This window comes from Klebsiella sp. R390, from assembly GCF_051131745.1.
Taxonomy (GTDB): Bacteria; Pseudomonadota; Gammaproteobacteria; order Enterobacterales; family Enterobacteriaceae; genus Klebsiella.
Window position 1 is genome coordinate 3416920 of sequence record NZ_CP180445.1, and the last position, 26374, is coordinate 3443293.

The 26374-nt window shown below is 55.5% G+C and carries 24 protein-coding genes and 1 pseudogene; 16 read left to right on the top strand and 9 right to left on the bottom strand.

Features of this window, described 5'->3' with window-relative positions:
- Nucleotides 1-23: 23 nt before the first annotated feature.
- Genes cpdA through parE form a run of 3 tightly spaced genes read left to right on the top strand, consistent with a single transcriptional unit; the run spans nucleotide 24 to nucleotide 3352 of the window.
- The gene (gene cpdA / locus ACMYSP_RS15985; RefSeq protein WP_434583047.1) at nucleotides 24-851 is read left to right on the top strand and encodes a 3',5'-cyclic-AMP phosphodiesterase; all 828 of its coding nucleotides are present in this window, start codon (nucleotides 24-26) and stop codon (nucleotides 849-851) included.
- Complete coding sequence (gene yqiA, locus ACMYSP_RS15990; protein WP_123756444.1) at nucleotides 851-1426, top strand: esterase YqiA; 576 nt, start codon at nucleotides 851-853, stop codon at nucleotides 1424-1426. The genes cpdA and yqiA overlap by 1 nt, the downstream gene beginning before the upstream one ends.
- Before the next feature lie 30 nt (nucleotides 1427-1456).
- Nucleotides 1457-3352 carry a DNA topoisomerase IV subunit B gene (parE, locus tag ACMYSP_RS15995; protein ID WP_123756445.1) on the top strand — a complete coding sequence of 632 codons (1896 nt, stop codon included), beginning with the start codon at nucleotides 1457-1459 and terminating at the stop codon, nucleotides 3350-3352.
- A 73-nt stretch (nucleotides 3353-3425) separates the two neighbouring features.
- On the opposite strand, the gene ACMYSP_RS16000 is transcribed toward parE, so the two are convergent.
- The 4 genes from ACMYSP_RS16000 to qseB form a co-directional block, all read right to left on the bottom strand.
- Nucleotides 3426-3740 (bottom strand): putative quinol monooxygenase, encoded by a 315-nt coding sequence (locus tag ACMYSP_RS16000; RefSeq protein ID WP_434583049.1) that lies wholly within the window; start codon nucleotides 3738-3740, stop codon nucleotides 3426-3428.
- A gap of 35 nt (nucleotides 3741-3775) precedes the next feature.
- On the bottom strand, nucleotides 3776-4357 hold the full coding sequence (locus ACMYSP_RS16005; RefSeq protein ID WP_434583050.1) for an NAD(P)H-dependent oxidoreductase: 582 nt from the start codon (nucleotides 4355-4357) through the stop codon (nucleotides 3776-3778).
- Between the two features lie 107 nt (nucleotides 4358-4464).
- The gene (gene qseC / locus ACMYSP_RS16010) at nucleotides 4465-5805 is read right to left on the bottom strand and encodes a quorum sensing histidine kinase QseC (RefSeq protein ID WP_434583051.1); all 1341 of its coding nucleotides are present in this window, start codon (nucleotides 5803-5805) and stop codon (nucleotides 4465-4467) included.
- Nucleotides 5802-6461: a quorum sensing response regulator transcription factor QseB gene (qseB, locus tag ACMYSP_RS16015; RefSeq protein WP_434583052.1), complete on the bottom strand. Its 660-nt coding sequence runs from the start codon at nucleotides 6459-6461 to the stop codon at nucleotides 5802-5804. Before qseB ends, qseC begins: the two co-directional genes overlap by 4 nt.
- 150 nt (nucleotides 6462-6611) lie before the next feature.
- Between qseB and ACMYSP_RS16020 the strand changes: the two genes are divergently transcribed.
- The 6 genes and pseudogenes from ACMYSP_RS16020 to ACMYSP_RS16045 all read left to right on the top strand — a co-directional run.
- Nucleotides 6612-7019: a YgiW/YdeI family stress tolerance OB fold protein gene (locus tag ACMYSP_RS16020; RefSeq protein ID WP_123756450.1), complete on the top strand. Its 408-nt coding sequence runs from the start codon at nucleotides 6612-6614 to the stop codon at nucleotides 7017-7019.
- Nucleotides 7020-7091: 72 nt separating this feature from the next.
- On the top strand, nucleotides 7092-7961 hold the full coding sequence (locus tag ACMYSP_RS16025; RefSeq protein WP_434583053.1) for an AraC family transcriptional regulator: 870 nt from the start codon (nucleotides 7092-7094) through the stop codon (nucleotides 7959-7961).
- Nucleotides 7962-8082: 121 nt separating this feature from the next.
- The gene (parC, locus tag ACMYSP_RS16030) at nucleotides 8083-10341 is read left to right on the top strand and encodes a DNA topoisomerase IV subunit A (protein ID WP_434587117.1); all 2259 of its coding nucleotides are present in this window, start codon (nucleotides 8083-8085) and stop codon (nucleotides 10339-10341) included.
- Nucleotides 10342-10673: 332 nt separating this feature from the next.
- A complete protein-coding gene (plsC, locus tag ACMYSP_RS16035) occupies nucleotides 10674-11411 on the top strand; it encodes a 1-acylglycerol-3-phosphate O-acyltransferase (RefSeq protein WP_434583054.1) in 738 nt (245 codons plus the stop codon).
- Between the two features lie 85 nt (nucleotides 11412-11496).
- Nucleotides 11497-12909 carry a cell division protein FtsP gene (gene ftsP / locus ACMYSP_RS16040; RefSeq protein WP_434583055.1) on the top strand — a complete coding sequence of 471 codons (1413 nt, stop codon included), beginning with the start codon at nucleotides 11497-11499 and terminating at the stop codon, nucleotides 12907-12909.
- 51 nt (nucleotides 12910-12960) lie between these two features.
- Nucleotides 12961-15181, top strand: a pseudogene (locus tag ACMYSP_RS16045) (YgiQ family radical SAM protein); the annotation flags it as partial.
- A 181-nt stretch (nucleotides 15182-15362) separates the two neighbouring features.
- On the opposite strand, the gene dkgA reads toward ACMYSP_RS16045, so the two are convergent.
- Nucleotides 15363-16190, bottom strand: a complete 828-nt coding sequence (gene dkgA, locus ACMYSP_RS16050; protein WP_434583056.1) for a 2,5-didehydrogluconate reductase DkgA — start codon at nucleotides 16188-16190, stop codon at nucleotides 15363-15365.
- 144 nt (nucleotides 16191-16334) lie between these two features.
- Nucleotides 16335-17498 (bottom strand): alcohol dehydrogenase, encoded by a 1164-nt coding sequence (gene yqhD, locus ACMYSP_RS16055; protein ID WP_154144083.1) that lies wholly within the window; start codon nucleotides 17496-17498, stop codon nucleotides 16335-16337.
- Between the two features lie 196 nt (nucleotides 17499-17694).
- Here yqhD and ACMYSP_RS16060 point away from each other — a divergent pair, with 196 nt between their 5' ends.
- The 4 genes from ACMYSP_RS16060 to ACMYSP_RS16075 all read left to right on the top strand — a co-directional run bounded on the left by ACMYSP_RS16060 (nucleotide 17695) and on the right by ACMYSP_RS16075 (nucleotide 21147).
- Entirely contained in the window at nucleotides 17695-18594 is a 900-nt protein-coding gene (locus ACMYSP_RS16060; protein ID WP_434583057.1) for an AraC family transcriptional regulator, read from the top strand.
- 380 nt (nucleotides 18595-18974) lie between these two features.
- On the top strand, nucleotides 18975-19721 hold the full coding sequence (modA, locus tag ACMYSP_RS16065; protein ID WP_434583058.1) for a molybdate ABC transporter substrate-binding protein: 747 nt from the start codon (nucleotides 18975-18977) through the stop codon (nucleotides 19719-19721).
- Nucleotides 19722-19727: 6 nt separating this feature from the next.
- Nucleotides 19728-20540, top strand: a complete 813-nt coding sequence (locus tag ACMYSP_RS16070; RefSeq protein ID WP_434583059.1) for an ABC transporter permease — start codon at nucleotides 19728-19730, stop codon at nucleotides 20538-20540.
- Nucleotides 20527-21147, top strand: a complete 621-nt coding sequence (locus tag ACMYSP_RS16075) for an ABC transporter ATP-binding protein (protein ID WP_434583061.1) — start codon at nucleotides 20527-20529, stop codon at nucleotides 21145-21147. The genes ACMYSP_RS16070 and ACMYSP_RS16075 overlap by 14 nt, the downstream gene beginning before the upstream one ends.
- A 27-nt stretch (nucleotides 21148-21174) precedes the next feature.
- On the opposite strand, the gene yghB is transcribed toward ACMYSP_RS16075, so the two are convergent.
- Nucleotides 21175-21837, bottom strand: a complete 663-nt coding sequence (gene yghB, locus ACMYSP_RS16080; protein WP_123756462.1) for a DedA family general envelope maintenance protein YghB — start codon at nucleotides 21835-21837, stop codon at nucleotides 21175-21177.
- A 129-nt stretch (nucleotides 21838-21966) separates the two neighbouring features.
- Nucleotides 21967-23154: a cystathionine beta-lyase gene (gene metC / locus ACMYSP_RS16085; protein ID WP_434583063.1), complete on the bottom strand. Its 1188-nt coding sequence runs from the start codon at nucleotides 23152-23154 to the stop codon at nucleotides 21967-21969.
- A 251-nt stretch (nucleotides 23155-23405) separates the two neighbouring features.
- Here metC and exbB point away from each other — a divergent pair, with 251 nt between their 5' ends.
- The 3 genes from exbB (at nucleotide 23406) to ACMYSP_RS16100 (ending at nucleotide 25195) form a co-directional block, all read left to right on the top strand.
- Nucleotides 23406-24137: a tol-pal system-associated acyl-CoA thioesterase gene (gene exbB / locus ACMYSP_RS16090; protein ID WP_434583065.1), complete on the top strand. Its 732-nt coding sequence runs from the start codon at nucleotides 23406-23408 to the stop codon at nucleotides 24135-24137.
- A 6-nt stretch (nucleotides 24138-24143) separates the two neighbouring features.
- A complete protein-coding gene (exbD, locus tag ACMYSP_RS16095; RefSeq protein WP_434583066.1) occupies nucleotides 24144-24569 on the top strand; it encodes a TonB system transport protein ExbD in 426 nt (141 codons plus the stop codon).
- A 131-nt stretch (nucleotides 24570-24700) separates the two neighbouring features.
- Complete coding sequence (locus tag ACMYSP_RS16100; protein WP_123756466.1) at nucleotides 24701-25195, top strand: TIGR00645 family protein; 495 nt, start codon at nucleotides 24701-24703, stop codon at nucleotides 25193-25195.
- 39 nt (nucleotides 25196-25234) lie between these two features.
- On the opposite strand, the gene mgrA is transcribed toward ACMYSP_RS16100, so the two are convergent.
- The gene (gene mgrA, locus ACMYSP_RS16105) at nucleotides 25235-26275 is read right to left on the bottom strand and encodes an L-glyceraldehyde 3-phosphate reductase (protein WP_434583067.1); all 1041 of its coding nucleotides are present in this window, start codon (nucleotides 26273-26275) and stop codon (nucleotides 25235-25237) included.
- Between the last annotated feature and the right edge of the window lie 99 nt (nucleotides 26276-26374).

Below are 26374 nucleotides of genomic sequence, written 5' to 3' on the forward strand. Positions count from 1 at the left end.
GTCGTGAAACCTAAGGACACCATTTGGAAAGCCTGTTAAATCTGCCTCTGGCTGGTGAGACCAGAGTCAGGATATTACAAATTACTGATACTCACCTGTTTGCTGAAAAACATGAAACGCTGTTAGGCATCAATACCTGGGAAAGCTACCAGGCCGTGCTGGATGCCATCCATGCTTCACAGCGTGAATGCGATCTGATTGTGGCAACAGGCGATTTGGCGCAGGATCATTCAGCCGCGGCCTATCAGCACTTTGCTGAAGGTATCGCGAGTTTTGCCGTGCCCTGCGTCTGGCTGCCGGGCAATCATGACTTCCAGCCAGCGATGTACAGTACGCTGCAGGAGTCCGGTATCTCCCCCGCCAAACGGGTTCTGTTGGGCGAACACTGGCAGATATTATTGCTGGATAGCCAGGTCTTCGGCGTGCCGCACGGCGAACTGAGCGACTTTCAGCTGGAATGGCTGGAGCAGCGCCTGTCAGAAGAACCTGAGCGATACACGCTACTGTTGTTGCATCACCACCCGCTTCCTTCGGGCTGCAGCTGGCTGGATCAACACAGCCTGCGCAACGCCGGCGCGCTGGACCGCGCACTGACCGCTTTTCCACGGGTGAAGCATCTGCTCTGCGGCCATATTCATCAGGAACTGGACCTCAACTGGAACGGACGGCGGATGATGGCGACCCCATCAACCTGCGTACAGTTCAAGCCCCACTGCGCCAATTTTACGCTGGACACGATTTCCCCCGGTTGGCGCTGGCTGGATCTCCATGCTGATGGGACGTTGACCACCGAAGTCTGCCGCCTTAAGGGCGTGAAGTTTCACCCGGATATTGCTTCAGAAGGATACTGATGGCTACGCTCCTTTATCTGCACGGTTTTAACAGTTCACCGCGGTCGGCAAAAGCGACGGCGCTGAAGGAGTGGCTGGCGCAGACCTTTCCTGAAATAAACATGGTGGTGCCAGAACTGCCTGCCTATCCGGCCGAAGCCGCAGAGTTACTTGAGGCGATAGTGCTGGAACACGGCGGGGAACCGCTGGGGGTTGTCGGCTCTTCCCTCGGGGGCTACTACGCCACCTGGCTATCGCAGTGTTTTATGCTGCCAACCGTGGTGGTTAACCCGGCGGTACGCCCGTTTGAACTGCTGAACAATTTCCTTGGCCTCAATGAGAATCCGTACACCGGGCAGCAATATGTGCTAGAGTCTCGCCATATTTACGATCTCAAAGTCATGCAAATCGACCCACTGGAAGCGCCCGATTTACTCTGGCTGCTACAGCAAACGGGCGATGAGGTGCTTGATTACCGCCAGGCCGTTGCTTATTACGCTTTATGCCGGCAGACGGTCGAAGAGGGCGGCAACCACGCATTTGTCGGCTTTGAAGATCATTTCACTCAGATTATCGATTTTCTGGGTCTGCGTTAAGCAGCCCTGGATCACCTACGAATACACACCATGACGCAATCTTCATATAACGCTGATGCCATTGAGGTCCTCACCGGGCTTGAGCCGGTTCGCCGCCGTCCGGGGATGTACACTGACACAACACGTCCTAACCATCTCGGTCAGGAAGTTATTGATAACAGTGTGGATGAAGCACTGGCTGGCCACGCGAAACGCGTGGAGGTCATTCTTCATGCCGATCAATCGCTGGAAGTGATCGACGACGGGCGCGGAATGCCGGTTGATATCCATCCGGAAGAAGGGGTTCCGGCCGTTGAACTGATCCTCTGTCGGCTGCATGCGGGCGGCAAATTCTCCAATAAGAGCTACCAGTTTTCCGGTGGTTTGCATGGGGTGGGGATTTCGGTGGTCAACGCCTTGTCGAAACGCGTTGAAGTGAACGTGCGTCGTGATGGTCAGGTCTACAGCATTGCCTTCGAGAACGGCGATAAAGTCGAAGATCTCCACGTCACCGGCACCTGCGGCAAACGCAACACCGGGACCAGCGTGCATTTCTGGCCTGATGAAAGCTTCTTTGATAGCCCGCGTTTCTCCGTCACGCGCTTGACGCATGTGCTGAAAGCCAAGGCGGTACTCTGCCCGGGCGTTGAGATTGTGTTCCGCGACCAGGTCAATAACAGCGAGCAGCGCTGGTGTTACCAGGATGGTCTGACGGACTATCTGTGCGAAGCGGTGAACGGCCTGCCGTTGCTGCCGGAAAAACCGTTCGTTGGCAACTTCTCAGGGGAAACCGAAGCGGTAGACTGGGCGCTGTTGTGGCTGCCGGAAGGCGGCGAGCTGCTGACGGAAAGCTACGTCAACCTGATCCCAACCATGCAGGGCGGAACCCATGTGAACGGCCTGCGTCAGGGGCTGCTCGAAGCCATGCGTGAGTTCTGCGAATATCGCAATATCCTGCCGCGTGGCGTGAAGCTGTCGGCGGAAGATATCTGGGATCGTTGCGCCTACGTGCTGTCGGTGAAAATGCAGGATCCCCAGTTCGCCGGCCAGACCAAAGAGCGTCTCTCTTCGCGCCAGTGCGCGGCTTTTGTCTCCGGCGTGGTGAAAGATGCCTTCAGCCTGTGGCTCAATCAAAACGTCCAGGCGGCAGAGCTACTGGCCGAAATGGCCATTTCCAGCGCCCAGCGCCGGATGCGCGCGGCGAAAAAAGTGGTGCGTAAAAAGCTGACCAGCGGCCCTGCGCTGCCGGGCAAGCTGGCGGACTGTACCGCTCAGGATCTGAATCGTACCGAACTGTTCCTCGTCGAAGGGGACTCGGCAGGCGGCTCAGCCAAGCAGGCACGCGATCGTGAATACCAGGCGATCATGCCGCTGAAAGGCAAAATTCTGAATACCTGGGAAGTCTCTTCCGATGAGGTTCTGGCATCGCAGGAAGTCCACGATATTTCGGTGGCGATCGGTATCGATCCGGATAGCGACGATTTAAGCCAGCTGCGTTACGGCAAAATCTGCATCCTGGCGGATGCCGACTCTGATGGTCTGCACATTGCCACGCTGCTGTGCGCCCTGTTTGTGAAGCACTTCCGTACGCTGGTGAAACACGGCCACGTGCATGTTGCCTTGCCGCCGTTATACCGTATCGATCTCGGCAAAGAGGTGTACTACGCCTTGACCGAGGAAGAAAAAGCCGGAGTGCTGGAGCAGCTGAAACGCAAGAAGGGCAAACCTAACGTCCAGCGGTTTAAAGGGCTGGGTGAAATGAACCCGATGCAGCTGCGCGAAACCACGCTTGATCCGAATACCCGCCGCCTGGTGCAGCTTATTATCAGCGATGAAGATGAGCAGCAGACCACGGCGATGATGGATATGCTGTTAGCCAAGAAGCGTTCGGAAGATCGCCGTAACTGGCTGCAGGAGAAAGGGGATATGGCGGATCTGGAAGCCTGACCTGTTGCTTAAGCAGAACTGGCGCTGCCGCCAGTTCTGATTCACTTCTTTTTGTCTTTTCCTGCGCGCTGGCTTAAATGCCGGACTGCAGAATACGGATGCTGGTTTCCAGCACGTCGCCTTTTACCGCTTCACCGTACGCTTTCATATGCGGCGTTTGCAGATGTGCTTCGAGATGGGCAACGCTTTCCCACTGTTCAACCATGACGATGGAATCCGGAGAGGTGCTCTGGAAACTAACGCCTGCGGCGTGGTCAACCAGCGGCGCATAGCCGTGGCAGCCTTCTTCCTGTAAAACCACAGGAACAAGTTTAGCGAACTGATCAAGTACCGCCTGACGATGGTGCTGGCCAGGGCGGGTGCGAATTTCTGCGATCACTGTCAACATGATTAACTCAACTCCTTCTGTATGTAGGTCTTTAGTTAACCAAAAATTTGCGCCAGATGCTTGCGATATTCTGCGATGTAATGCGGAACATCAGGCAGTTTAATCACGTCGTTGGCGATAAACGTCGGCAGGGCGGTCATGCCGAGGAACTGGTTGGCTTTATGGAACGGCAGATAAACGCCATCAACGCCCACGCCATGGAAGAACTGGTCTTTATCGGTAAAGGCCTCCATCGGCGCGTTCCACGTCAGGGAGAGCATGTACTGTTTGCCCTGGATTAAACCGCCGGAACCATATTTCTTGCTGGCGTCGGAGCGGGTACGTCCATCGCTGGCATACAGCGAGCTGTGGCCTTCGGTGAAGACATCATCAATGTATTTCTTCACGGTCCACGGCGCGCCCATCCACCAGCCCGGCATCTGCCAGATAACCACGTCCGCCCACAGGAAATTCTGCACTTCTTGTTTGACGTCGTAATCGCTATCGGCACGTACAATTTTAACATCATGCCCGGCGTCGCGCAGATAGCCATCCGCGACCTCGGTCATGGTGTCATTCAACTGGCCGTTGGAGTGGCCGAATTTTTTCGCGCCGTTGATAATCAGGATGTTGCTCATTTTTTATCCTTCAATGTTCGATTTTGTCGTCAATTTTACCCCGTAGGGCGAAGCGGTAAAATGAGCAAAATGTGCAAAGTCTTTTGCTGTATTCGCAATAATAACGGCTACCAGCGTACCCGCGCCTCGAAACCGCCTTCGTGGACGGCGTTGAAATCCACCGTCATCTGATGCAGCGCGGCGATGCGGCGGACGATGGAGAGCCCCAGCCCGCTGCCGGGAGCATCCTGGCCCGGAGGACGATAGAAGCGCTCGCCGATGCGCGCCAGCGCCTCAGGGCTAATGCCAGGGCCGTTATCACGGACGGTAAACTGGCGGGCATCGAGGGTGATATCCACCTGGCTGCCGCGCGGACTGTAGCGTACCGCATTATCCAGCAGGTTACGCACCAGCAGGCTCAGCAACAGCGGCTGCCCCTGGCGGGTGACATGGCTGGTGTGCAGATGCAGGCGCAGCTCAGTCCCGGCCTGCTGCGCAATGTGGTACATCTCCATTACCGACGATTGCAGCAGCTCATCTATGGCAAGGGTCTGCACGTCATCAAGCTGGGCCAGTGAATCCAGACGCGACAGCGTCAGGAGCTGGTCTACCAACCGGGTTGCACGGTCAATCCCTTCATGTAACTGCGCCAGCGCCCGGTCGCGCCCTTGCGGGTCATCCGTTGACAGCTGTGCGACTTCGGTCTGGACCTTCAGTGCCGCCAGCGGGCTGCGCAACTCGTGTGCGGCATCGGAGGTAAACCGCCGCTCGCGCATCATGGTGTCATGGGTGCGGGTAAACAGTTGATTCAGCGCCTCGACCAGCGGCCTGACTTCGCTGTGCACCTTGTCGACGTCCAGCGATTCGGCTGAGTCTGGTGCACGCAGGCGCAGGGTGTGGGCCAGCCGTTTCAGCGGCGCCAGCTCGCGGCTTAACAGCACAATCAACAGCAGGAACATCAGCGGCAGCGCCACCAGCCACGGCGTCAGCTGCGAGGTGACGATATCCAGCGCCATTTCCCGGCGGTAGTCCCACTCTTGCCCGACGACAATGCGGTAGCGACCATCGTGGGTGGTCAACTGGAGAAAGCGCCATTCGTCGTCATCGTTATTCAGATGGCCATCGCTGAACCCTTCCCGGCGGTTATTCCACGGGATATCCTGGCCGTTTTCGCCATCGTGCATGATGTTCTTGCCATCGGCGGTAAAAATTGCGAACGCCAGCGCATCATCATCAAGATGACCGTGTTTGACCTTCTTTTTGGCCCTGATCTGCGCAGGCAAGGTATGCAGTTCGTCAAAATTGATGGTGCTCAGGCGGCGGGCAAACAGTAGCTGCTGGGTATCAAACAGCTTATCCAGCTTTTCCGTGGTTTGTTGCCAGGCAATAAAGCTGGCGATGCCCCAGGCGACGCTGGTCAACAGGAAAAAGAGCAGCGTCAGGCGCAGACGTAGGCTCAGACGTTTCATGCATCACCGAGGGTATAGCCAATACCGTGCACGGTACGGATAAATTCGCTGCCGAGCTTACGCCGCAGGTGATGTACGTGTACCTCGATCGCATTGCTGGAAACTTCGTCGTCCCAGTTATAAAGCTTCTCTTCAATCAGCTTACGCGGCAGGACGCGTCCGGCATTGCGCATCAGCAGTTCCAACAAGGCGAACTCCTTGGGTTTTAGTGGCAGATTTTCGCCGTTCACCGTCGCCGTCAGGCCACTGGGATCGAGCGTAACGCCTCCATGGCACAGTTGACTACTGCTCTGGCCGTGCGCGCGGCGGACCAGGGCTTCCAGACGGGCGGCAACTTCAATCAGCGCAAAGGGTTTACACAGATAATCATCGGCGCCGAGACGCAACCCTTCTACCCGCTGATTGAGCGCATCACGGGCGGTGAGGATCAGCACTGGCTCATGATGGCCCTGATTACGCCACTCGCGCAGGATATCTAATCCGTCGATACCGGGGAGCGTCAGGTCGAGGATCACCGCATCGTAAGGGGCGGTATAGAGCGCGGTTTGTCCCGCTTCGCCGCCGGTAAACCAGTCGACGCTAAAGCCCATTTTTGCCAGCCCGGCCTTAATGCCATCACCGATGAGCTTATCGTCTTCCACCAGTAAAATGCGCATTGGTCACTCCTGTGGCTATCATCAATACGCGCAGTAAACCGCGTTGCAACCGCCGCTGTACAGCAATAAAATTTCTTTTTACCGCTTAAGAAGTTGTTAAGTTTTGCCTGATGTAATCGTGACGATATAAACATAAAGGGAGAACCTATCATGAAGAAAATTGCTGCAATGACCGCTATCGTGGCCTTAATTTCCATGCCGGTACTGGCGGCGGAGCAGGGTGGTTTCAACGGACCTGCTGCCACGCAATCCAGCCAGACGTCAACGCAAAATGGCGGCTTCATTGGCCCCAACGGCAGCGTCACGACGGTAGAGAATGCCAAATCTTTGCGCGATGACACCTGGGTTACCTTGCGCGGTAAAATCGTTCAGCGTATCTCCGACGATTTGTATAAATTCCAGGATGCTTCCGGAACCGTGAATGTGGATATCGATCATAAACGCTGGAACGGCCTGACCGTGACGCCGCAGGACACCGTTGAAATTCAGGGAGAGGTCGATAAAGACTGGAACTCGGTGGAGATCGACGTCAAGCAAATCACGAAAGTCGCTCCGTAACCGCGACATCGCGCAAGATCGGTCAGGAATCGCTATTCTCGCTCTGCCAGAGTATGTCGGGAGGAGGATACGATGAACGAAACCAGGACGAGCCCGGTGTACGCCGGGCGTTTTCAACGCGTGTGTTTATACATAGAGCGCCATCTGGATGAATCCCTGTCGCTGGAGACGCTGAGCGCGATCGCGCATAGCTCGCCGTACCACTTTCACCGGCAATTCACTGCCTATAGCGGCGTACCGCTGTATCGCTATATCCAGTGGCTACGTCTGCGCCGCGCTTGCTGGCGCCTGGCGTTCAAGCCACAGGATAAAATTATCGATATTGCCCTGGATGCCGGATTTCAGAATCCGGAATCGTTCAGTCGTGCCTTCCGTACCGCGTTCGCTCAAAGCCCCAGCCAGTTCCGTCAACAACCGGACTGGCAGGAGTGGCATCGACGCGTACCGAAACACAGGTTACAGGAGCAACATCCTATGATGGTTAAAATAGTCCAGTTCCCCGACACGCTGGTGGCGATGTTACGTCACCGCGGCAGTCCTGATTTGGTCAATGCGACGGCGGCGCAGTTTATCGCCTGGCGCAAAGCGAGCGGGTTATCGCCGGTCGTCACCTGCGCGACCTGGGGCGTCTCGTGGGACGATCCCGCGACCACTCCCGCGGACGAATTCCGCTTCGATATCTGCGGGTCCGTCAGTGAACCGATAGCGGAAAACACCTTTGGCGTTGTGAATGGCAATATTCCGGGCGGACGATGTGCTGTGGCACGCCATCACGGTTCTCTGGATACGCTCGCGCAAAGTATCTGGTCGCTTTACCGTGACTGGCTACCGACGTCGGGCGAGACGCTACGCGATTTTCCCGTGTTTTTCCGTTACCTCAACTTCGTGCATGACGTCGGCGAACACGAGCTGCAGACCGATATTTATCTGCCGCTGCGCTGATTAGCCCTAACGGAATCCTCAGCCGATCTCACGGCCTGTGACTCAGGGCGTGAGATCGGGTATTATCGCCGGTAGTTTTGCCGCCCGCACGGTCGGTACGCAGATTGAGGATTCACGATTAATGAGCGATATGGCAGAGCGCCTTGCGCTGCATGAATTTACGGAAAATGCCTACCTGAACTATTCCATGTACGTCATCATGGACAGGGCATTACCGTTTATTGGCGATGGTCTGAAGCCGGTCCAGCGTCGCATCGTTTATGCGATGTCCGAGCTGGGACTGAACGCCAGTGCTAAGTTCAAAAAATCCGCCCGCACCGTTGGTGACGTGCTGGGTAAATATCACCCGCACGGCGATAGCGCCTGCTATGAAGCCATGGTGCTGATGGCGCAGCCGTTCTCCTATCGTTATCCGCTGGTGGATGGACAGGGAAACTGGGGTGCCCCGGACGATCCTAAATCCTTCGCCGCGATGCGTTATACCGAATCCCGTTTATCGAAGTATGCAGAACTGCTGCTAAGCGAACTGGGCCAGGGAACCGTCGACTGGGTGCCGAACTTTGACGGGACGATGCAGGAGCCGAAAATGCTGCCTGCGCGCCTGCCAAATATTTTGCTCAATGGCACCACCGGCATCGCCGTAGGGATGGCAACCGATATTCCTCCGCACAACCTGCGTGAAGTGGCGCAGGCGGCCATCACCCTGATCGAAAAGCCGCAGACCTCGCTCGACGAGCTGCTGGATATCGTCCACGGGCCGGACTACCCGACCGAAGCGGAGATCATTACTCCGCGCGCTGAAATCCGCAAAATCTACCAGAATGGTCGCGGTTCGGTACGCATGCGTGCGGTATGGAAGAAAGAAGACGGCGCGGTGGTGATCAGCGCGCTGCCGCATCAGGTATCCGGTGCGCGTGTGCTGGAGCAAATCGCCGCCCAGATGCGCAATAAAAAGCTGCCGATGGTTGACGATCTGCGCGACGAATCGGATCACGAAAACCCGACCCGTCTGGTGATTGTCCCGCGCTCCAACCGCGTGGATATGGAGCAGGTGATGAATCACCTGTTCGCCACCACCGACCTCGAAAAAAGCTATCGCATTAACCTGAACATGATCGGCCTCGACAATCGCCCGGCGGTGAAAAACCTACTGGAGATCCTGTCGGAGTGGCTGACCTTCCGTCGCGATACCGTGCGTCGTCGTCTGAGCTATCGTCTGGAAAAAGTGCTCAAGCGTCTGCATATCCTCGAAGGTTTGCTGGTCGCCTTCCTGAACATCGATGAAGTCATTGAAATTATCCGCCACGAGGATGAACCGAAGCCGGCGCTGATGTCACGCTTTGGCATCAGCGAAACCCAGGCGGAAGCGATCCTCGAGTTAAAACTGCGCCATCTCGCCAAACTGGAAGAGATGAAGATCCGCGGCGAGCAGAACGAGCTGGAAAAAGAACGCGATCAGCTGCAGGCGATCCTGGCGTCAGAACGCAAAATGAATAACCTGCTGAAGAAAGAGCTGCAGGCCGACGCCGACACTTTTGGTGACGATCGTCGTTCACCGCTGCGCGAGCGTGAAGAAGCGAAAGCAATGAGCGAGCACGACATGTTGCCGTCCGAGCCGGTGACTATCGTGCTGTCGCAAATGGGCTGGGTGCGTAGCGCCAAGGGCCATGACATCGACGCGCAGGGCCTGAGCTATAAAGCCGGTGACAGCTGGAAAGCCTCGTCGAAAGGCAAGAGCAACCAGCCGGTGGTGTTCATTGATACGACCGGGCGTAGTTATGCCATCGATCCGATTACGCTGCCTTCGGCGCGCGGTCAGGGCGAGCCGATTACCGGTAAGCTGACGCTACCGCCGGGCGCCAGCGTGGAACACATGCTGATGGAAAACGACGATCGTAAGTTGCTGATGGCTTCCGATGCCGGCTACGGCTTCGTCTGCACCTTCAACGACCTGGTCGCACGTAACCGTGCGGGCAAGGCGCTGATTACGCTGCCGGATAATGCCCGGGTAATGGCGCCGCTGGTCATTGAGGATGAGTCCGATATGCTGCTGGCGATAACCATGGCCGGACGCATGCTGATGTTCCCGGTCAGCGACCTGCCGCAACTGTCCAAAGGTAAAGGGAATAAGATTATCAATATCCCTTCGGCGGAAGCCGCCTCCGGGCAGGATGGTCTGGCGCACCTGTTTGTGCTGCCGCCGCAGAGCACGCTGACGATTCATGTCGGCAAACGTAAGATCAAACTTCGTCCGGAAGAGCTGCAAAAAGTCACCGGTGAACGCGGTCGTCGTGGCTCATTGATGCGCGGATTGCAGAAAATCGACCGCGTGGAGATTGATTCCCCGCGTCGTGCATCGGCAGGCGATAGCGAAGAGTAAGATGAGCATCTCCTGGCGCAAAACAGGGGATGCTAAAATTTGCCGCAAAATCGTTGTTTATTCAGGTGTTGCGATTAACAATAGGCGCAAAATCATTCAAGATACGCCGGGGTGCCCAGCACATGACCACGGCATGACCCCGGCGCCAGCAATCTGCTAAACAACGAGTCAGTACCCTATACATTTGAGTCGTGTACCAGAGCGACGATGAGCGTGCCGGGCGTGTTGCGCACGTGGCGGTCCTGCGGGGCCGGATGATGTTGCCGTTCGCACGCATATACGCTGAAGATTGACGGGTATCATTCCAGGCGGTTTGGGTTTTAGAGGTAGCTATGCTATTTATTTTTCGACTAATTGTTGTTGTTATTTATTGTATCTTTGTGTGCATATTTGGCTGTATTTACTGCTTGTTCAGCCCACGGAATCCAAAACATGTTGCCACCTTCGGGCATCTGTTTGGCCGACTGTCCCCGGTATTTGGCCTGAAAGTAGAAACGCGCAAACCAGCCGATGCTGAGCAGTATGGTAATGCGATCTACATCGCTAACCATCAGAACAACTATGATATGGTGACGGCATCCAATATCGTGCAGCCGCCGACCGTCACCGTGGGTAAAAAGAGCCTGGTGTGGATCCCGTTCTTTGGCCTGCTGTACTGGTTGACGGGCAATCTGCTGATTGACCGAAATAACCGGGCGAAAGCGCACGGAACGATTTCGCAGGTCGCCGATACGTTTAAAAAGCGCAACATCTCTTTCTGGATGTTCCCGGAAGGTACCCGAAGCCGTGGCCGTGGTCTGCTGCCGTTTAAAACGGGCGCTTTCCATGCGGCAATCGCTGCTGGCGTGCCGATTATTCCGGTATGCGTTTCTAATACTTCGAATAAAATTAACCTCAATCGCCTGAACAACGGCCTGGTGATTGTTGAAATGTTGCCGCCTGTCGATACCAGCCAGTATGGCAAAGAGAACGTTCGCGCTCTGGCAACGCACTGCCGCGAGCTGATGGCCGCAAAGATTGAAGAGTTAGATCGTGAAGTTGCCGAGCGTGAAGCGGCGGCAAAGAAATAAAACAGGAACTGCCGCGATAACGCGTGCACGTGGCTAGCGGGAAACGAATTCCCATTTTGATTTGTTTGTATTTCATGGAGTTAATATGTCATTCAGTCGGCGTCAGTTTATTAAGGCTTCAGGCGTAGCGCTATGCGCGGGAGCCGTGCCGCTGAACGCACATGCCGCCGGCCAACAGCCTGCACTGCCGGTGCCGCCGCTGCTGGAGTCGCGCCGCGGCCAGCCGCTGTTTTTAACCCTGCAGCGGGCGCACTGGTCATTTACTCCCGGCACGCGTGCGTCGGTATGGGGTGTGAATGGTCGCTATCTTGGGCCGACGATCCGCGTGTGGAATGGTGATGATGTTAAGCTGATCTACAGCAACCGTCTGACGGAAAACGTCGCCATGACCGTTCGCGGCCTGCAGGTTCCCGGCCCGCTGATTGGCGGTGCAGCACGCATGATGTCGCCAAACGCCGATTGGGCGCCGGTGCTGCCGATTCGCCAGAGTGCTTCCACTCTTTGGTATCAGGCGAACACCCCCAACCATATGGCCAAACAGGTCTACAACGGTCTTGCCGGGATGTGGCTGATAGAAGATGAGGTCAGCAAAAATCTCCCCGTGCCGAACCACTACGGCGTCGATGATTTCCCGGTGATCATTCAGGATAAGCGGCTGGATAACTTCGGTACGCCGGAATATAGCGAGCCGGGCAGCGGTGGTTTTGTTGGCGATACGCTGCTGGTGAACGGCGCGCAGAGCCCGTATGTGGAAGTATCACGCGGTTGGGTGCGACTGCGCCTGCTGAATGCCTCTAACTCCCGTCGCTATCAGCTGCAAATGAGCGATGGCCGGCTGATACACGTTATCTCTGGCGACCAGGGCTTTTTACCGGCCCCGGTATCGTTGAAGCAGCTGTCGCTGGCTCCCGGCGAACGGCGCGAAATTCTGGTCGATATGACCAACGGCGATGAAGTGTCGATCACCTGCGGGGAAGCGGCCAGCATCGTTGACCGTATTCGGGGCTTCTTCGAACCTTCAAGCATCCTGATTTCCACCCTGTTATTAACGCTGCGCCCGACGGGCCTGCTGCCGCTGGTGACCGATAGCCTGCCGGTGCGCCTGCTGCCGACGGAGATTCTCAGCGGGACGCCGACCCGCACCCGCGATATTACGCTGGGTGACGATCCGGGTATTAATGGCAATCTGTGGGATCCGCAGCGTATTGATATTACCGCGCAGCAGGGAACATGGGAGCGCTGGACGGTACGTGCCGATCGGCCACAGTCGTTCCACATTGAAGGCGTGATGTTCCAGGTGCGCAACGTTAACGGTTCTGTTCCGTTCCCGGAAGATCGCGGCTGGAAAGATACCGTGTGGATCGACGGGCAGGTGGAGCTGCTGGTGTACTACGCGCAGCCTTCCTGGCCACACTTCCCGTTCCAGTACCTAAGCCAGACGCTGGAACTTGCCGACCGTGGATCCATCGGTCAGATCCTGGTAAATCCGGCACCGTAATGCCTCTTACCCCAACCGCATCATGGTTGGGGTAAAAGAAAATCTCCCTTCATTTCTATCATCGATCCGGCTTATAATCGCCGGCCTTTGATTATTTTTTTATCATTTTTCCGGAAGCAATATGAGCGCAATATCCCTGATCCAACCGGATCGTGACCTTTTTTCCTGGCCGCAGTACTGGGCCGCCTGCTTTGGCCCCGCGCCGTTTTTACCAATGTCACGCGAAGAAATGGATCAACTCGGCTGGGATAGCTGCGACATTATCCTGGTGACCGGCGATGCGTATGTTGACCATCCGAGCTTTGGTATGGCTATCTGCGGGCGCATGCTGGAAGCGCAGGGATTCCGCGTCGGGATTATTTCCCAGCCGGACTGGAACAATAAAAATGACTTTATGCGTTTGGGTAAACCGAACCTGTTCTTCGGCGTCACCGCCGGCAACATGGATTCGATGATCAACCGCTACACCGCCGACCGTAAACTGCGTCATGACGATGCCTACACCGCGGGCAACGTTGCCGGCAAACGCCCGGACCGTGCCACCCTGGTTTACACTCAGCGCTGCAAAGAGGCGTGGAAAGATGTCCCGGTGATCCTCGGCGGCATCGAAGCCAGCCTGCGCCGCACCGCGCATTACGATTACTGGTCTGATACCGTACGCCGCTCGGTGCTGGTGGACTCGAAGGCCGATATGCTGATGTTTGGCAACGGCGAACGTCCGCTGGTTGAAGTGGCGCATCGTCTTGCCGCCGGTGAGCCGATTGGCCACATTCGCGATGTGCGCAACACCGCCATTATGGTCAAAGAGGCGCTACCTGGCTGGAGCGGCGTGGACTCCACGCGTCTGGACACGCCGGGCAGAATCGACCCGATTCCGCACCCTTACGGTGAAGATCTGCCGTGTGCCGACAACAAAACCGTGGCGCCGCCAAAACAAGAAGCCAAACAGGTGACGGTTCAACCGCCGCGCCCGAAACCATGGGAAAAGACCTACGTTCTGCTGCCTTCCTTCGAGAAGGTCAAAGGAGACAAGGTACTTTACGCCCATGCATCACGTATTCTGCATCATGAGACCAACCCTGGCTGTGCGCGTGCGCTGATGCAAAAGCACGGTGAGCGTTATATCTGGGTTAACCCACCGGCGATCCCGCTGTCGACGGAAGAGATGGATAGCGTGTTTGCACTACCATATAAGCGCGTTCCGCATCCGGTATATGGCAATCAACGCATCCCGGCTTACGAGATGATCCGCTTCTCGATCAACATCATGCGCGGCTGTTTCGGTGGCTGTTCGTTCTGTTCGATCACCGAGCATGAAGGGCGCATTATTCAGAGCCGTTCCGAAGATTCGATCATTAACGAAATCGAAGCTATTCGCGACACGGTGCCGGGCTTTACCGGTATTATCTCCGATCTTGGTGGCCCGACGGCCAACATGTATATGCTGCGCTGCAAGTCGCCGCGTGCCGAGCAAACCTGCCGCCGCTTGTCCTGCGTCTATCCTGATATCTGCCCGCACATGGACACCAACCATGAGCCAACGATCAATCTGTATCGCCGCGCTCGCGATCTTAAAGGGATCAAAAAAATCCTGATCGCGTCAGGTGTGCGCTATGACATCGCCGTTGAGGATCCGCGTTATATCAAAGAGCTGGCGACCCACCACGTGGGCGGCTATCTGAAGATCGCGCCGGAACATACCGAAGAAGGCCCGCTGTCGAAAATGATGAAGCCGGGAATGGGGAGCTACGACCGCTTTAAAGAGCTGTTCGATACCTATTCGAAACAGGCGGGTAAAGAGCAGTACTTGATCCCGTACTTTATCTCCGCGCACCCTGGCACCCGCGACGAAGATATGGTGAACCTGGCGCTGTGGCTGAAGAAAAACCGTTTCCGTCTCGACCAGGTTCAGAACTTCTATCCGTCGCCGCTGGCCAACTCGACCACCATGTATTACACCGGCAAGAACCCGCTGGGTAAAATTGGCTATAAGAGTGAAGAGGTTGTGGTACCGAAAGGGGACAAACAGCGCCGCCTGCATAAAGCCTTGCTGCGTTACCACGATCCGGCAAACTGGCCGCTGATTCGCCAGGCACTGGAGACGATGGGCAAGAAACACCTGATTGGCTCACGCCGCGAGTGCCTGGTGCCGGCACCGACCCTCGATGAAATGCGTGAAGCACGCCGTCAGAACCGCCATACACGCCCGGCGTTAACCAAACATACGCCAATTGTGCATCAGCGTTCGAACGGTGAGGCGACGGCGAAGAAGCCGGTAAAACGCGCTAAGATCGCCAGTCGCTAAGACGGCGGTATTGCCCGGCGGCGTGTTGCTTGCCGGGCAGGCGATACGCTGAAAAAGCTGAAAAAGCTGAAAAAGCTGAAAAAGCTGAAAAAAAGCCGGACTGGCGTGAATGCCAGTCCGGCTTTTTTACTTTTGATTCGCCAGGTTTCTACCCGCCAAACTGATCCGGCTCCGGACCCAGACGTTTGTTCTGGTCCAGTTTTGCCATTTCACTCAGCTCGTCTTTATCGAGACGGAAGTCCCAGACGTTAAAGTTCTCAGCGATACGCGCCGGGGTTACGGATTTAGGAATGACCACCAGACCGTTGTCCAGATGCCAGCGAATGACAATTTGCGCCGGCGTTTTCCCGTACTTATCTGCCAGATGGTGGATGATCTTCTGATCAAACACCCCTTCACCACCCTGTGCCAGCGGGCTCCAGGATTCAGTCTGGATCTTATGGGTAGCGTTCCAGGAATGGAGCTGACGCTGTTGTAACAAGGGATGGAGTTCCACCTGATTGATCACCGGCGCTACGCCGGTTTCATCGAGCAGCCGCTGCAGATGGTGGACCTGGAAATTACAGACGCCGATGCTCTTGATTAGCCCCTCTTGTTGCAACGCGATCAGGTTTTTCCAGGCGTCAACGTAGTGGTCTACGGCCGGAACGGGCCAGTGAATAAGGTATAAATCGACATAGTCGAGCTGCAGTTTACGCAGGCTCTCCTGCAGTGCTTCACGCGGATGTTTTTGATCGTCATTCCACAATTTGGTGGTAATGAACAGCTCATCGCGTGGGACGCCTGCACTGCTTAACGCCGTGCCGACGCCGCTTTCATTCTGGTAGGCTGCGGCGGTATCAATGGAGCGATAACCGACTTCCAGCGCCTTATGAATGGCGGAGACGACTTCCTCGTTGCCTGCTTTCCACACGCCGAGACCCAACTGTGGCATCAGATTGCCGTCGTGCAGTTTTATAACGGTGGGATGTGTCATGCCTTCCTCCTGTTAATGAAACCTGGCGGTATTCATTCCGCCAGGGGGTAGCATTAAGTCTGGACGAAATAGCTCAAAACGGTAGTTAAACTCTTCTCCATCGCCCCGGTTCAGGCGATGGAGACGCGACGAACGCGGACAAACTTAGCGTGCAGCCTCGTAAATCCGGCGGCTGACGTCGAGGGTGATATCCTGATTTTCACCCAACTGAGTCATACCATGTTCTTCCAGTTTAGCCAGTAACGCCGGAATGGAGCTCCCGTCCAGGCCGTAATCAGAAAGACGGGTTGGGACGCCCATCTGTTCGAAGAACTGACGCGTCGCCGCGATAGCTGCATCGATGCGCTGGTCTTCAGAACCCTCGGTGATATTCCAGACGCGCGCGGCATACTGCAGCAGTTTGGCGCGTTTGGTATCGCGTTTTTCATTCCACAGCACCGGCAGCACGATGGCCAGAGTCTGCGCGTGGTCAAGACCATGCATTGCCGTCAGTTCGTGTCCCAGCATATGGGTTGCCCAGTCCTGCGGCACGCCAGCGCCAATCAGGCCGTTTAATGCCTGGGTAGCCGCCCACATGATATTGGCACGCACATCGTAGTTTTCCGGCTCCTGCAACGCTTTCGGGCCATCTTCAATCAGGGTCAGCAGAATGCCTTCGGCAAAGCGATCCTGAATTTTGCCATCAACCGGATAGGTGACGTACTGTTCAACGGTATGGACAAAGGCGTCAACCACCCCGTTAGCCACCTGGCGCGGCGGCAGGGTGTAGGTGTAAACCGGGTCGAGGATCGCAAACACCGGCTGCACGTGAGAAGACATAAAGGCGCGTTTGTCGCCGGTGGTTTTACGGGAAACCACGGCACCTTTGTTAGATTCGGAACCGGTGGCTGGCAGCGTCAGCACGGAACCCATCGGGATCGCGCTTTTGACGTTGCTGCCGTAGGTTTCGAGGATTTCCCACGGGTCGACGTTTTCGTCATAGTGCGCCGCAGCGGCGATGAACTTCGTGCCATCCAGTACCGAACCACCGCCAACGGCCAGCAGGAAGGTGACTTTTTGTTCACGGGCGATTTTGACGGCGTTCATCAGGGTTTCATAGGAAGGGTTAGGCTCAATACCGCCAAACTCCAGCACGTCAAAACCATTCAGGGCGCTGAGCACCTGATCGAGCACGCCGGTTTTCTTCACGCTACCGCCGCCGTAGGTCACCAGAATACGGGCATCTGCCGGGAGCTGATCGCGCAGGTTGTCGATAGCGCCTTTGCCAAACAGGATGCGGGTTGGGGTATATAGATCGAAATTGTTCATTATGCGTGTCCTCAAAAAATAAAAACTGCCGACAGAGATAATGCCTCGGCCAGATGACGGTCATTGTGGTCCTGTCGCCTGTTCCTCTCAATGCACATTCCTGCCGTTGTCTTGCCCATTTCTCCATGGTGCTGGAGAAAAGACAGGAATGTGCGCACAATGCAGTGGTGAGAAAACCGCTGGAGAGTCACCGAAAATGAACCGTGCCGAGATATGTCAGCTGCTGACTGATAAAGTTAATATGCTGAAAAACAAAGAAGAAATTCTCAATGTGCTACTGCCAGATATCCGTCTGCTGTACGGCACGCAGCCGGGCACCCGCACTCCGGTGATGTACCAGTCCGGCATCGTTTTTCTCTTTTCCGGCCATAAAATAGGTTACATCAATGAACGAACTTTTCGTTATGACACCAATGAATACCTGCTGCTGACCGTACCGCTGCCGTTTGAGTGCGAGACCTTCGCCACGCCGGAGGTGCCGCTGGCGGGGCTACGTCTGAATGTGGACATTCTGCAACTGCAGGAGCTGCTGATGGATATCGGCGAGGACGAGCAGTTTCAGCCAGCGATGGCCTCAAGCGGTATCAACTCGGCGGCATTATCAGAGGAGATCCTCTGCGCGGCGGAGCGGCTGTTGGACGTGATGGAGCGCCCGCTGGATGCACGTATCCTCGGGAAACAGATTATCCGCGAGATGCTCTATTACGTGCTCACCGGGCCGTGCGGCGGCGCACTGCTGGCGCTGGTGAGCCGGCAGACCCATTTCAGTTTGATTAGCCGGGTTCTGAAGCGCATCGAAAGCCAGTACACCGAAAACCTGAGCGTCGACCAGCTGGCGGCGGAAGCGAATATGAGCGTCTCGGCCTTTCACCATAATTTCAAATCGGTGACCAGCACATCGCCGCTGCAATACCTGAAAAGCTATCGACTGCATAAAGCGCGGATGCTGATGATCCATGACGGCATGAAAGCCAGCGCCGCGGCGATGCGCGTGGGGTACGAAAGCGCGTCGCAGTTCAGCCGGGAGTTTAAGCGCTATTTTGGCATGACGCCGGGGGAAGACGCAGCGCGGATCCGTATGATTCAGGGGATTTAATTGTCAGAACCGGGAAGGGCATTTTATCCCCTTCCTGTATTCATGGTTTTCCTGACGTACCGAGACCCCTTCTCGCTGCCATCGGCACGATATCCCCAGCGTTCTTTTCTACCCGCGAGCATTTTTTACTTCTCTTTTGATTTCAACCCATATTTATATCGATATATACATGATTATATACCGGTGGTTTTTTATGCAGTTTTATACCTTAAGTAATTTAAGTTGCAGAGCTGCCAAATGCACATGCAACTTGAGGTATGACGGGGATATACCTGTTCTGCACAATACCACCAGCAAACCTTCTTTGTCGCATGGCGTCCATCGGGCGAAATGCGGCCTGCCTCAGTCAGCACAATAACAATAAGCAGGAAGAACACGATATGAAAATAATAAAATGGCTACTTATCAGTTTGGCGCTATCTGGCTGTCAGTTGTCCGCCGCCACGGAATTGCATCTGTATGCTGGGGCCGGGTTGCGTGTTCCGGTCGACCTCATCGTTGCTCAATATGAAAAAGAGAGCGGAAACAGTGTGACGGTCGAGTACGGTGGTTCCGGACAAATTCTGACTCGTTACCAGCTAACGCAGCAGGGCGATCTTTTCCTCCCCGGCTCGGCCGATTATGTCGACAAATTACAGCAGCAGGGCAAAGTCACGTCTGCTTTTCCACTCGTCCATCACACGCCGGTAATGGCCGTGCGCAAGGACAGGGCTGCGGGTATTAATTCCTATGAGGCACTGGCTAAAAGTTCACTAAAACTAGGAATGGGAGATCCTCAAAGTATCGCACTGGGTAAAAGCGGTGAAAAACTGCTGGAAGCCACCGGATATGGCGACGCGTTGCGTCAGAAGGTGGTTGTCCGTACCGCGACGATAAAACAGCTGGTGCTCTATTTACTGAATGGTGATGTAGATGCTGCGGTTATCGGCAGGACGGATGCGGTGAAAAATCAGCAGCGCCTGATGCTGCTGCCAGTACCGGCGAATACGCCCGATGAAGTCGCTACGTTGGCGGTTTTGAAAACCAGCAGGCATCCGGAAGCTGCCCGCGAGTTGGCTAAGGCGTTTACCTCCCCGCAGGGGATTAAAACGTTTACCGACCTCGGTTATCTGCCGCTGGGAAAATAAATCAGGATGTGTAATCGAAAGGGGAACTCGCTGTCCTGGCTGATGTTTGCACCGCTCTGTCTGCTGTTAATGTTGGTTGTTGGCTCGCTGCTGTCGCTGATAGTCGAGCTGGATTTTTCCACGTTCGTCCAGGTTCTGCGGGAGCCGGAACTGCATTTTGCCGTAGTAATGTCAGTGGTTACGGCATCGCTGTCACTGCTGTTGTCGCTGTTTATCGGGGTGCCTGCCGCGTGGATGATGGCGAGAACAAATTTCAGAGGAAAGGGTTTTATTGACGCGCTGCTGGATATTCCGTTGGTGACGCCCCCGCTGATCGTCGGAATTGGCTTGCTACTGCTTCTGGGACAGCGTGGACCGATGAGCGGGATATTTCCGCAACTGCCCACACTGCTCTTTTCTCCGGTGGGGGTCATTATCGGTCAGACCTATGTCGCCAGCGCGATAGTTGTGCGTTCTGCGAGCGCTGCGTTTGCATCACTCGATCCGGCATATATTGCCACGGCGCATAACCTCGGCCTGACGCCGGTTCGTACACTACTGTTGGTGGAAATTCCGCTTTGCTGGCCCTCTCTGCTTAGCGGCAGTGTGCTGGCGTTAGCCAGAGCTTTGGGAGAGTTTGGTGCAACCCTGATGCTGGCGGGAGCTATCCGCTTCAAAACGGAAACTTTACCGATGGCCGTGTACTTGAATATCGCCAGTGGCGATTTCTCGTTAGCAATAGGTTGTGCGTTGCTGCTGATGTTGTTGGCGGGGTTGCTGCTTGTGGCTCTGCATCGGATACAGCGCCTGCATAAAACGAGGGAATATGTTACGCGTTGAACAAATTGCTACGCAGATTTTGCAGGAGATAAGTTTCCACGTTCGGAAGGGAGGCTGTGCGGCAATTGTCGGGCCTTCTGGTAGCGGGAAAACCACTTTGCTGAATGCTATCGCTGGGGGAGCACTTGATCAGGGTTCCATTTATCTGGATGGGCAACGGATTGATGGCCTTTCGCCATGGCAAAGACCGTGCCGTTATCTGAATCAACGGCTTTATTTGTTTCCTTACCTGACGGTGCGAGGAAATCTTGCGCTGGCACAGTATGCGGCAGGCCTGCCGCGGGACAAAAAACAGCAAATAGCACTATTAGAAGATATGGGGATCGCTCACCTGGCGCAGCGTTATCCGCAGCAAATCTCTGGCGGCGAGCAGCAACGGGTGGCGCTCGCCAGGGCGATGATCTCTCACCCGAGACTCCTGCTGCTGGACGAACCATTCTCAAGCCTGGATCGGGAAACACGTAGCCGTCTGTGGGAGGTGGTTCGCATGCTTCGCCGTCAGGCGGTAACAATCGTTATGGTCACGCACGATCCAGAAGAGGCCGAGGCGCTTGCAGATAAGCAATTGATGCTGCGCAATGGCAGGCTCGTGGCCGAGGTGAAATAAGAGAGGAGATCCTCTCTTATTGATGATTTATGAGGCGCTGCAGTATTTTTTCTTAATAACCACAGCCAGGGTGCCGACCAGACCCGCTACCAGCAGCGCAATCGGCAGAATCATCAGGCAGGTCATCACCTGGTCTTCATGGCGCTTGACGAACGGGATCATGCTCAGCGCATAGCCCAGACCGGTAACAACGCTCACCCACAGCAGCGCGCTCAGCCAGTTAAAGAACTGGAAACGGCGGTTTGAGAGCCCGGAAATCCCGGCCATCGTCGGGAGCAGGGTGCGCACGAATGCCAAAAAACGCCCGGCGAGCAGCGCCAGCAGGCCATGCTTATCAAACATGCAGGTCGCACGTTGATGATACTTTTGCGGCAGATGCGCCAGCCAGCCTTTCACGGTGGCGGTATTGCCCAGCCAGCGCCCTTGCAGATAGCTCAACCAGCAGCCGAGGCTGGCCGCCGCGGTGAGAATGGCAAGTGTCGGCACAAAGTCCATGACGCCTTTAGCAATGAGCGCCCCGGCGAGCAGCAGCAAGCTGTCCCCGGGTAAAAATGAAGCGGGTAGCAGACCGTTTTCCAGAAACAATGTCGTGAACATGACCAGATAAACAACGCCCACAACCTGGGGGTTTGCCAACGCGGCAAAATCATGTTGCCACAGGGCGGCGACAATCTCTTGAATGACAACCATGGACTTTCCTAAGTGGTACCGTATTTACGAGTAGTGTACTCCTGAAGAGCCCCGAACACCTTGATCTCGGGCGCAACAAAAGCGGCCGCCGATACAGAGCGTCCGCCATTATTGCCACTCACCGTCACTTTACACGATACGAGAGAAGCCTGCCGCTAAATCCGCCCGCAGATCGTCAACATTTTCTAATCCAATATGAAGGCGAATCAGCGTGCCGCTGAAATCGACCTCCGCTTCCGGGCGGATGGCGGCAATCTGCTCCGGCTGGTTCGCCAGAATCAGCGATTCAAAGCCGCCCCAGGAGTAAGCCATGCTGAACAGGCTAAAGTTGTCAAGATAGGTTGACAGCTCGCTGTCGGTCAGGCGTTTGTTGAGGACAAAAGAGAACAGCCCGCTGCTGCCGGTGAAATCGCGTTTCCAGAACTCGTGGCCCTTACTTCCCGGAAGTGCCGGGTGATTGACGCATGAGACCTGCGGATGTTGCGCCAGCCATTCGGCAATCTGCAGGCTGCTTTCATGGTGCTGACGCAGGCGAACGCCGAGGGTGCGCAGGCCGCGACTGGTCATGTAGGCGGTATCCGCATCGACCATTTGCCCCATCAGGTAGGCATTCTCCCGCAGCTGGTCCCAGCAGCGCGCGTTGGATACCGCGGTGCCGACCATCGCATCGGAGTGGCCGATCAGGTACTTCGTCCCGGCCTGAATGGAGATATCAACGCCAAAATCCAGTGCCTTAAACAGCACGCCCGCCGCCCAGGTGTTGTCGATCATGATGATCGCCTCTGGTGCCACGCGGCGCACGGCGGCAACGATAGCCGGAACGTCATGAACTTCCATGGTGATAGAGCCGGGTGATTCCAGGAACACCACACGAGTGTTTGGCTGCACCTGACGGGCGATATCCGCGCCGACTAACGGGTCAAACCAACTGGTGGTGACGCCGAGCTTCGCAAGAATTTTGGTGCAAAAGTCCTGGCTTGGTTCGTACGCGGTGTTGGTCATCAGCACATGATCGCCCTGTTCGACGAATGCCAGAATGGTATTAGCAACCGCCGCCGCCCCGCAGGGGAACAGCGCGCAGCCGGCACCGCCTTCCAGTTCACACATTGCTTCCTGTAGGGAGAAGTGGGTGAGGGTGCCACGGCGGCCGTAAAACAGTTCGCCTTTTGCCCGATTGCGGGTGGCCTGTTTTTTGGCTTCAACGGTATCGAAAACCAGCGACGAGGCACGCTGAATCACGCTGTTGACCGAGCCCTGAGTATATTTTTTGCTGCGCCCGGCATTCACCAGCGCGGTATCAAGATGTTTGTCCGCCATGTTTTTATTACCTGCTTTTATACGTCTGGACGTCTAAACTAGCATGAATGGACAATCGTGTACTGATGAATGGTTGATACGGGTAAAAATATCGCGAAATCCGCTGATGGCCGCTTTTTTACTGCGTAAGCGCAAAGAATCTAAACGTGATTTGCTGCACAGTGTAAATACTAATGAGAACCACTATCAATTCGATGCTTTTTTGATATTATTGTGCTCAGATTTTGTGATTTACGTCCTGGAGATTCAGCGTGGGTAATAATTTGATGCAGGCGGACCTGTCCGTTTGGGGTATGTATCATCATGCCGATATTGTCGTTAAGGTAGTGATGATCGGCCTGATTCTGGCGTCGGTAGTCACATGGGCTATCTTTTTTGGCAAAGGGGCTGAAATTCTCTCCAGCAAACGCCGCCTCAAGCGTGAACAGCAACTGCTTGCTGACGCTCGCTCCCTCGACCAGGCCAGCGATATCGCAAATAATTTTCACCCGAAGAGCCTGAGCACGCAGCTTATCAACGAAGCACAGAACGAGCTGACGCTGTCCGAAGGTGTCGAAGATAACGAAGGCATTAAAGAACGTACCGGTTTCCGTCTTGAGCGCCGCGTGGCGTTCGTCGGCCGTTACATGGGCCGTGGTAACGGCTACCTGGCGACCATCGGCGCAATCTCGCCGTTCGTCGGCCTGTTCGGTACCGTCTGGGGCATCATGAACAGCTTTATCGGGATTGCACAGACCCAGACCACCAACCTGGCGGTCGTGGCTCCGGGTATCGCAGAAGCGTTGCTGGCAACGGCTATCGGCCTGTTTGCGGCTATTCCTGCCGTTGTTATCTATAACATTTTCGCCCGTATGATCGGCAGCTACAAAGCCTCTCTCGGCGACGTTGCCGCGCAGGTGCTGCTGCTGCAAAGCCGTGATCTTGACCTGAGCGCCAGCGGCGTTAAGCCGGTCCGTTCCGCGCAGAAATTACGAGTAGGTTGATGCCCCATGGCGATGCATTTTAACGAAAATCTTGATGATAACGGCGAGATGCATGACATCAACGTCACGCCGTTTATCGACGTTATGCTGGTGCTGCTGATCATCTTTATGGTGGCGGCACCGCTGGCCACCGTTGACGTGAAGGTTAACCTTCCAGCCTCTTCCAGTCAGCCGCAGCCGCGTCCGGAAAAACCGATTTATCTGTCGGTGAAAGCGGACAAAACCATGTTCCTCGGTAACGATCCGATTACGGAAGAGAGCATGATTAACGCGCTGAATGCCCTGACGGAAGGCAAGAAAGACACCACCGTTTTCTTCCGCGCCGATAAGACCGTGGACTACGAAACGATGATGAAAGTGATGGATACCCTGCACCAGGCGGGTTATCTGAAGATTGGTCTGGTGGGCGAAGAAACCGTCAAAGCGCAGTAACCCTCCCGATAACGCTTCTCAGGCTGGCCTTGTGCCAGCCTTTTTTATGCCTGACGCACGGTGCTTGTATTGCCATGGCGCTGACAGGTTACGATATAATGCCCCCCGTTTTTATTAACTTACAGGATCCTATGGAACGCTTTCTGGAAAATGCTATGTATGCCTCACGCTGGCTGCTGGCACCGATTTATTTTGGCCTGTCGCTCGGGCTGGTTGCGCTGTCGATCAAATTTTTTCAGGAGATATTCCACATCCTGCCGCATATCTTCAGCGTGGGTGAGTCGGACCTGATTCTGACGCTGCTATCGCTGGTCGATATGACGCTGGTGGGCGGCCTGCTGGTGATGGTGATGTTCTCCGGCTACGAAAACTTTGTCTCTCAGCTGGATATCAACGAAGGCAAGGAAAAGCTCAGCTGGCTGGGCAAAATGGACGCGACGTCGCTGAAAAACAAAGTGGCGGCGTCGATCGTTGCTATCTCGTCGATCCATCTGCTGCGGGTCTTTATGGATGCCAAAAACGTACCGGACAACAAACTGATGTGGTACGTCATCATCCATCTGACCTTTGTACTGTCGGCGTTTGTGATGGGCTATCTTGATCGTCTGACTAAGGATAAGCACTGATAGTCAGGCCCGGCGGCGCGTGACCGCCGGGCCGGTCACTTATTGATCCGACGATGTTTGCCATAAATTGAGCTGCCCGTCGGCAACGTGTTGGTCAATCCGCGCCAGCTCTTCTGCACTGAAGGTCAGGTTTTGCAGCGCCTGAACGTTCTCCTCTAGCTGCTGAGCACGACTGGCGCCAATCAGGACCGAGGTCACCCGCGAGTCCTTCAGCAGCCAGCTGAGGGCCATCTGGGCCATACTCTGGCCACGACTATTCGCCATCTCCTGTAATAACCGCAGGCTGTTGAGGTTGGCGTCGCTAAGCATATTTTCCGTCAGCCCACGCGCGCGTTTCCCTTCGTAGTACATCCGCGAGCCTTCCGGGATCTGCTGGAGATATTTGCCGGTCAGCAGACCTTGCGCCAGCGGCGTAAAGGCAATGCAGCCAACGCCATTCTCCTCCAGCGTATCCAACAGCCCGCTGGTGTCGACCCAACGGTTAAGCAGGTTGTAGGAGGGCTGGTGAATCAGCAGCGGAATCTTCCATTCGCGCAGCAGCGCCGCCATCTCCCGGGTACGCTCCGGTGAATAGGAAGAGATCCCGACATACAGCGCTTTACCGCTCTGTACCGCCTGCGCCAGCGCGGCGGCGGTCTCTTCCATCGGGGTGTTTTCATCGACGCGATGTGAATAGAAAATATCGACGTAATCCAGCCCCATCCGCTTCAGGCTCTGGTCGAGGCTGGAAAGCAGGTATTTGCGTGAGCTACCGTTGCCGTAAGGGCCGGGCCACATGGAATAGCCGGCTTTCGTCGCGATAATCAACTCATCGCGGTAGGCGGCGAAATCTTCGCGCAGCAGGCGGCCAAAGTTTTCTTCAGCGCTGCCGGGCGGCGGTCCGTAGTTGTTGGCCAGATCGAAGTGGGTGATCCCCAGATCGAACGCTTTGCGTAACAGAGCACGCTGGTCGTCCAGCGCGTGACCGTGACTGAAGTTGTGCCACAGTCCTAGCGACAGCAGGGGCAGTTGCAGACCGCTTTTACCGCAGTAGCGGTACTGCATCTGGTCGTAGCGGGTAGGGGCGGCTAACCAGGACATGTTCTCTCCTCATGAATTAAAACGGTGTTTCTATTTTATCTGGTATGGCACTCTGGTGACGTTTGCTGGATCACAATGCGTAAGATTGCTGGCGACATA

Excerpts from the sequence above, each read along its gene's own strand:
- yqiA (WP_123756444.1), top strand. The coding sequence starts at position 851 with ATGGCTACGCTCCTTTATCTGCACGGTTTTAACAGTTCACCGCGGTCG.
- parE (WP_123756445.1), top strand. The coding sequence starts at position 1,457 with ATGACGCAATCTTCATATAACGCTGATGCCATTGAGGTCCTCACCGGG.
- ACMYSP_RS16000 (WP_434583049.1), bottom strand. The coding sequence starts at position 3,740 with ATGTTGACAGTGATCGCAGAAATTCGCACCCGCCCTGGCCAGCACCAT.
- ACMYSP_RS16005 (WP_434583050.1), bottom strand. The coding sequence starts at position 4,357 with ATGAGCAACATCCTGATTATCAACGGCGCGAAAAAATTCGGCCACTCC.
- qseC (WP_434583051.1), bottom strand. The coding sequence starts at position 5,805 with ATGAAACGTCTGAGCCTACGTCTGCGCCTGACGCTGCTCTTTTTCCTG.
- qseB (WP_434583052.1), bottom strand. The coding sequence starts at position 6,461 with ATGCGCATTTTACTGGTGGAAGACGATAAGCTCATCGGTGATGGCATT.
- ACMYSP_RS16020 (WP_123756450.1), top strand. The coding sequence starts at position 6,612 with ATGAAGAAAATTGCTGCAATGACCGCTATCGTGGCCTTAATTTCCATG.
- ACMYSP_RS16025 (WP_434583053.1), top strand. The coding sequence starts at position 7,092 with ATGAACGAAACCAGGACGAGCCCGGTGTACGCCGGGCGTTTTCAACGC.
- parC (WP_434587117.1), top strand. The coding sequence starts at position 8,083 with ATGAGCGATATGGCAGAGCGCCTTGCGCTGCATGAATTTACGGAAAAT.
- plsC (WP_434583054.1), top strand. The coding sequence starts at position 10,674 with ATGCTATTTATTTTTCGACTAATTGTTGTTGTTATTTATTGTATCTTT.
- ftsP (WP_434583055.1), top strand. The coding sequence starts at position 11,497 with ATGTCATTCAGTCGGCGTCAGTTTATTAAGGCTTCAGGCGTAGCGCTA.
- dkgA (WP_434583056.1), bottom strand. The coding sequence starts at position 16,190 with ATGACACATCCCACCGTTATAAAACTGCACGACGGCAATCTGATGCCA.
- yqhD (WP_154144083.1), bottom strand. The coding sequence starts at position 17,498 with ATGAACAATTTCGATCTATATACCCCAACCCGCATCCTGTTTGGCAAA.
- ACMYSP_RS16060 (WP_434583057.1), top strand. The coding sequence starts at position 17,695 with ATGAACCGTGCCGAGATATGTCAGCTGCTGACTGATAAAGTTAATATG.
- modA (WP_434583058.1), top strand. The coding sequence starts at position 18,975 with ATGAAAATAATAAAATGGCTACTTATCAGTTTGGCGCTATCTGGCTGT.
- ACMYSP_RS16070 (WP_434583059.1), top strand. The coding sequence starts at position 19,728 with ATGTGTAATCGAAAGGGGAACTCGCTGTCCTGGCTGATGTTTGCACCG.
- ACMYSP_RS16075 (WP_434583061.1), top strand. The coding sequence starts at position 20,527 with ATGTTACGCGTTGAACAAATTGCTACGCAGATTTTGCAGGAGATAAGT.
- yghB (WP_123756462.1), bottom strand. The coding sequence starts at position 21,837 with ATGGTTGTCATTCAAGAGATTGTCGCCGCCCTGTGGCAACATGATTTT.
- metC (WP_434583063.1), bottom strand. The coding sequence starts at position 23,154 with ATGGCGGACAAACATCTTGATACCGCGCTGGTGAATGCCGGGCGCAGC.
- exbD (WP_434583066.1), top strand. The coding sequence starts at position 24,144 with ATGGCGATGCATTTTAACGAAAATCTTGATGATAACGGCGAGATGCAT.
- ACMYSP_RS16100 (WP_123756466.1), top strand. The coding sequence starts at position 24,701 with ATGGAACGCTTTCTGGAAAATGCTATGTATGCCTCACGCTGGCTGCTG.
- mgrA (WP_434583067.1), bottom strand. The coding sequence starts at position 26,275 with ATGTCCTGGTTAGCCGCCCCTACCCGCTACGACCAGATGCAGTACCGC.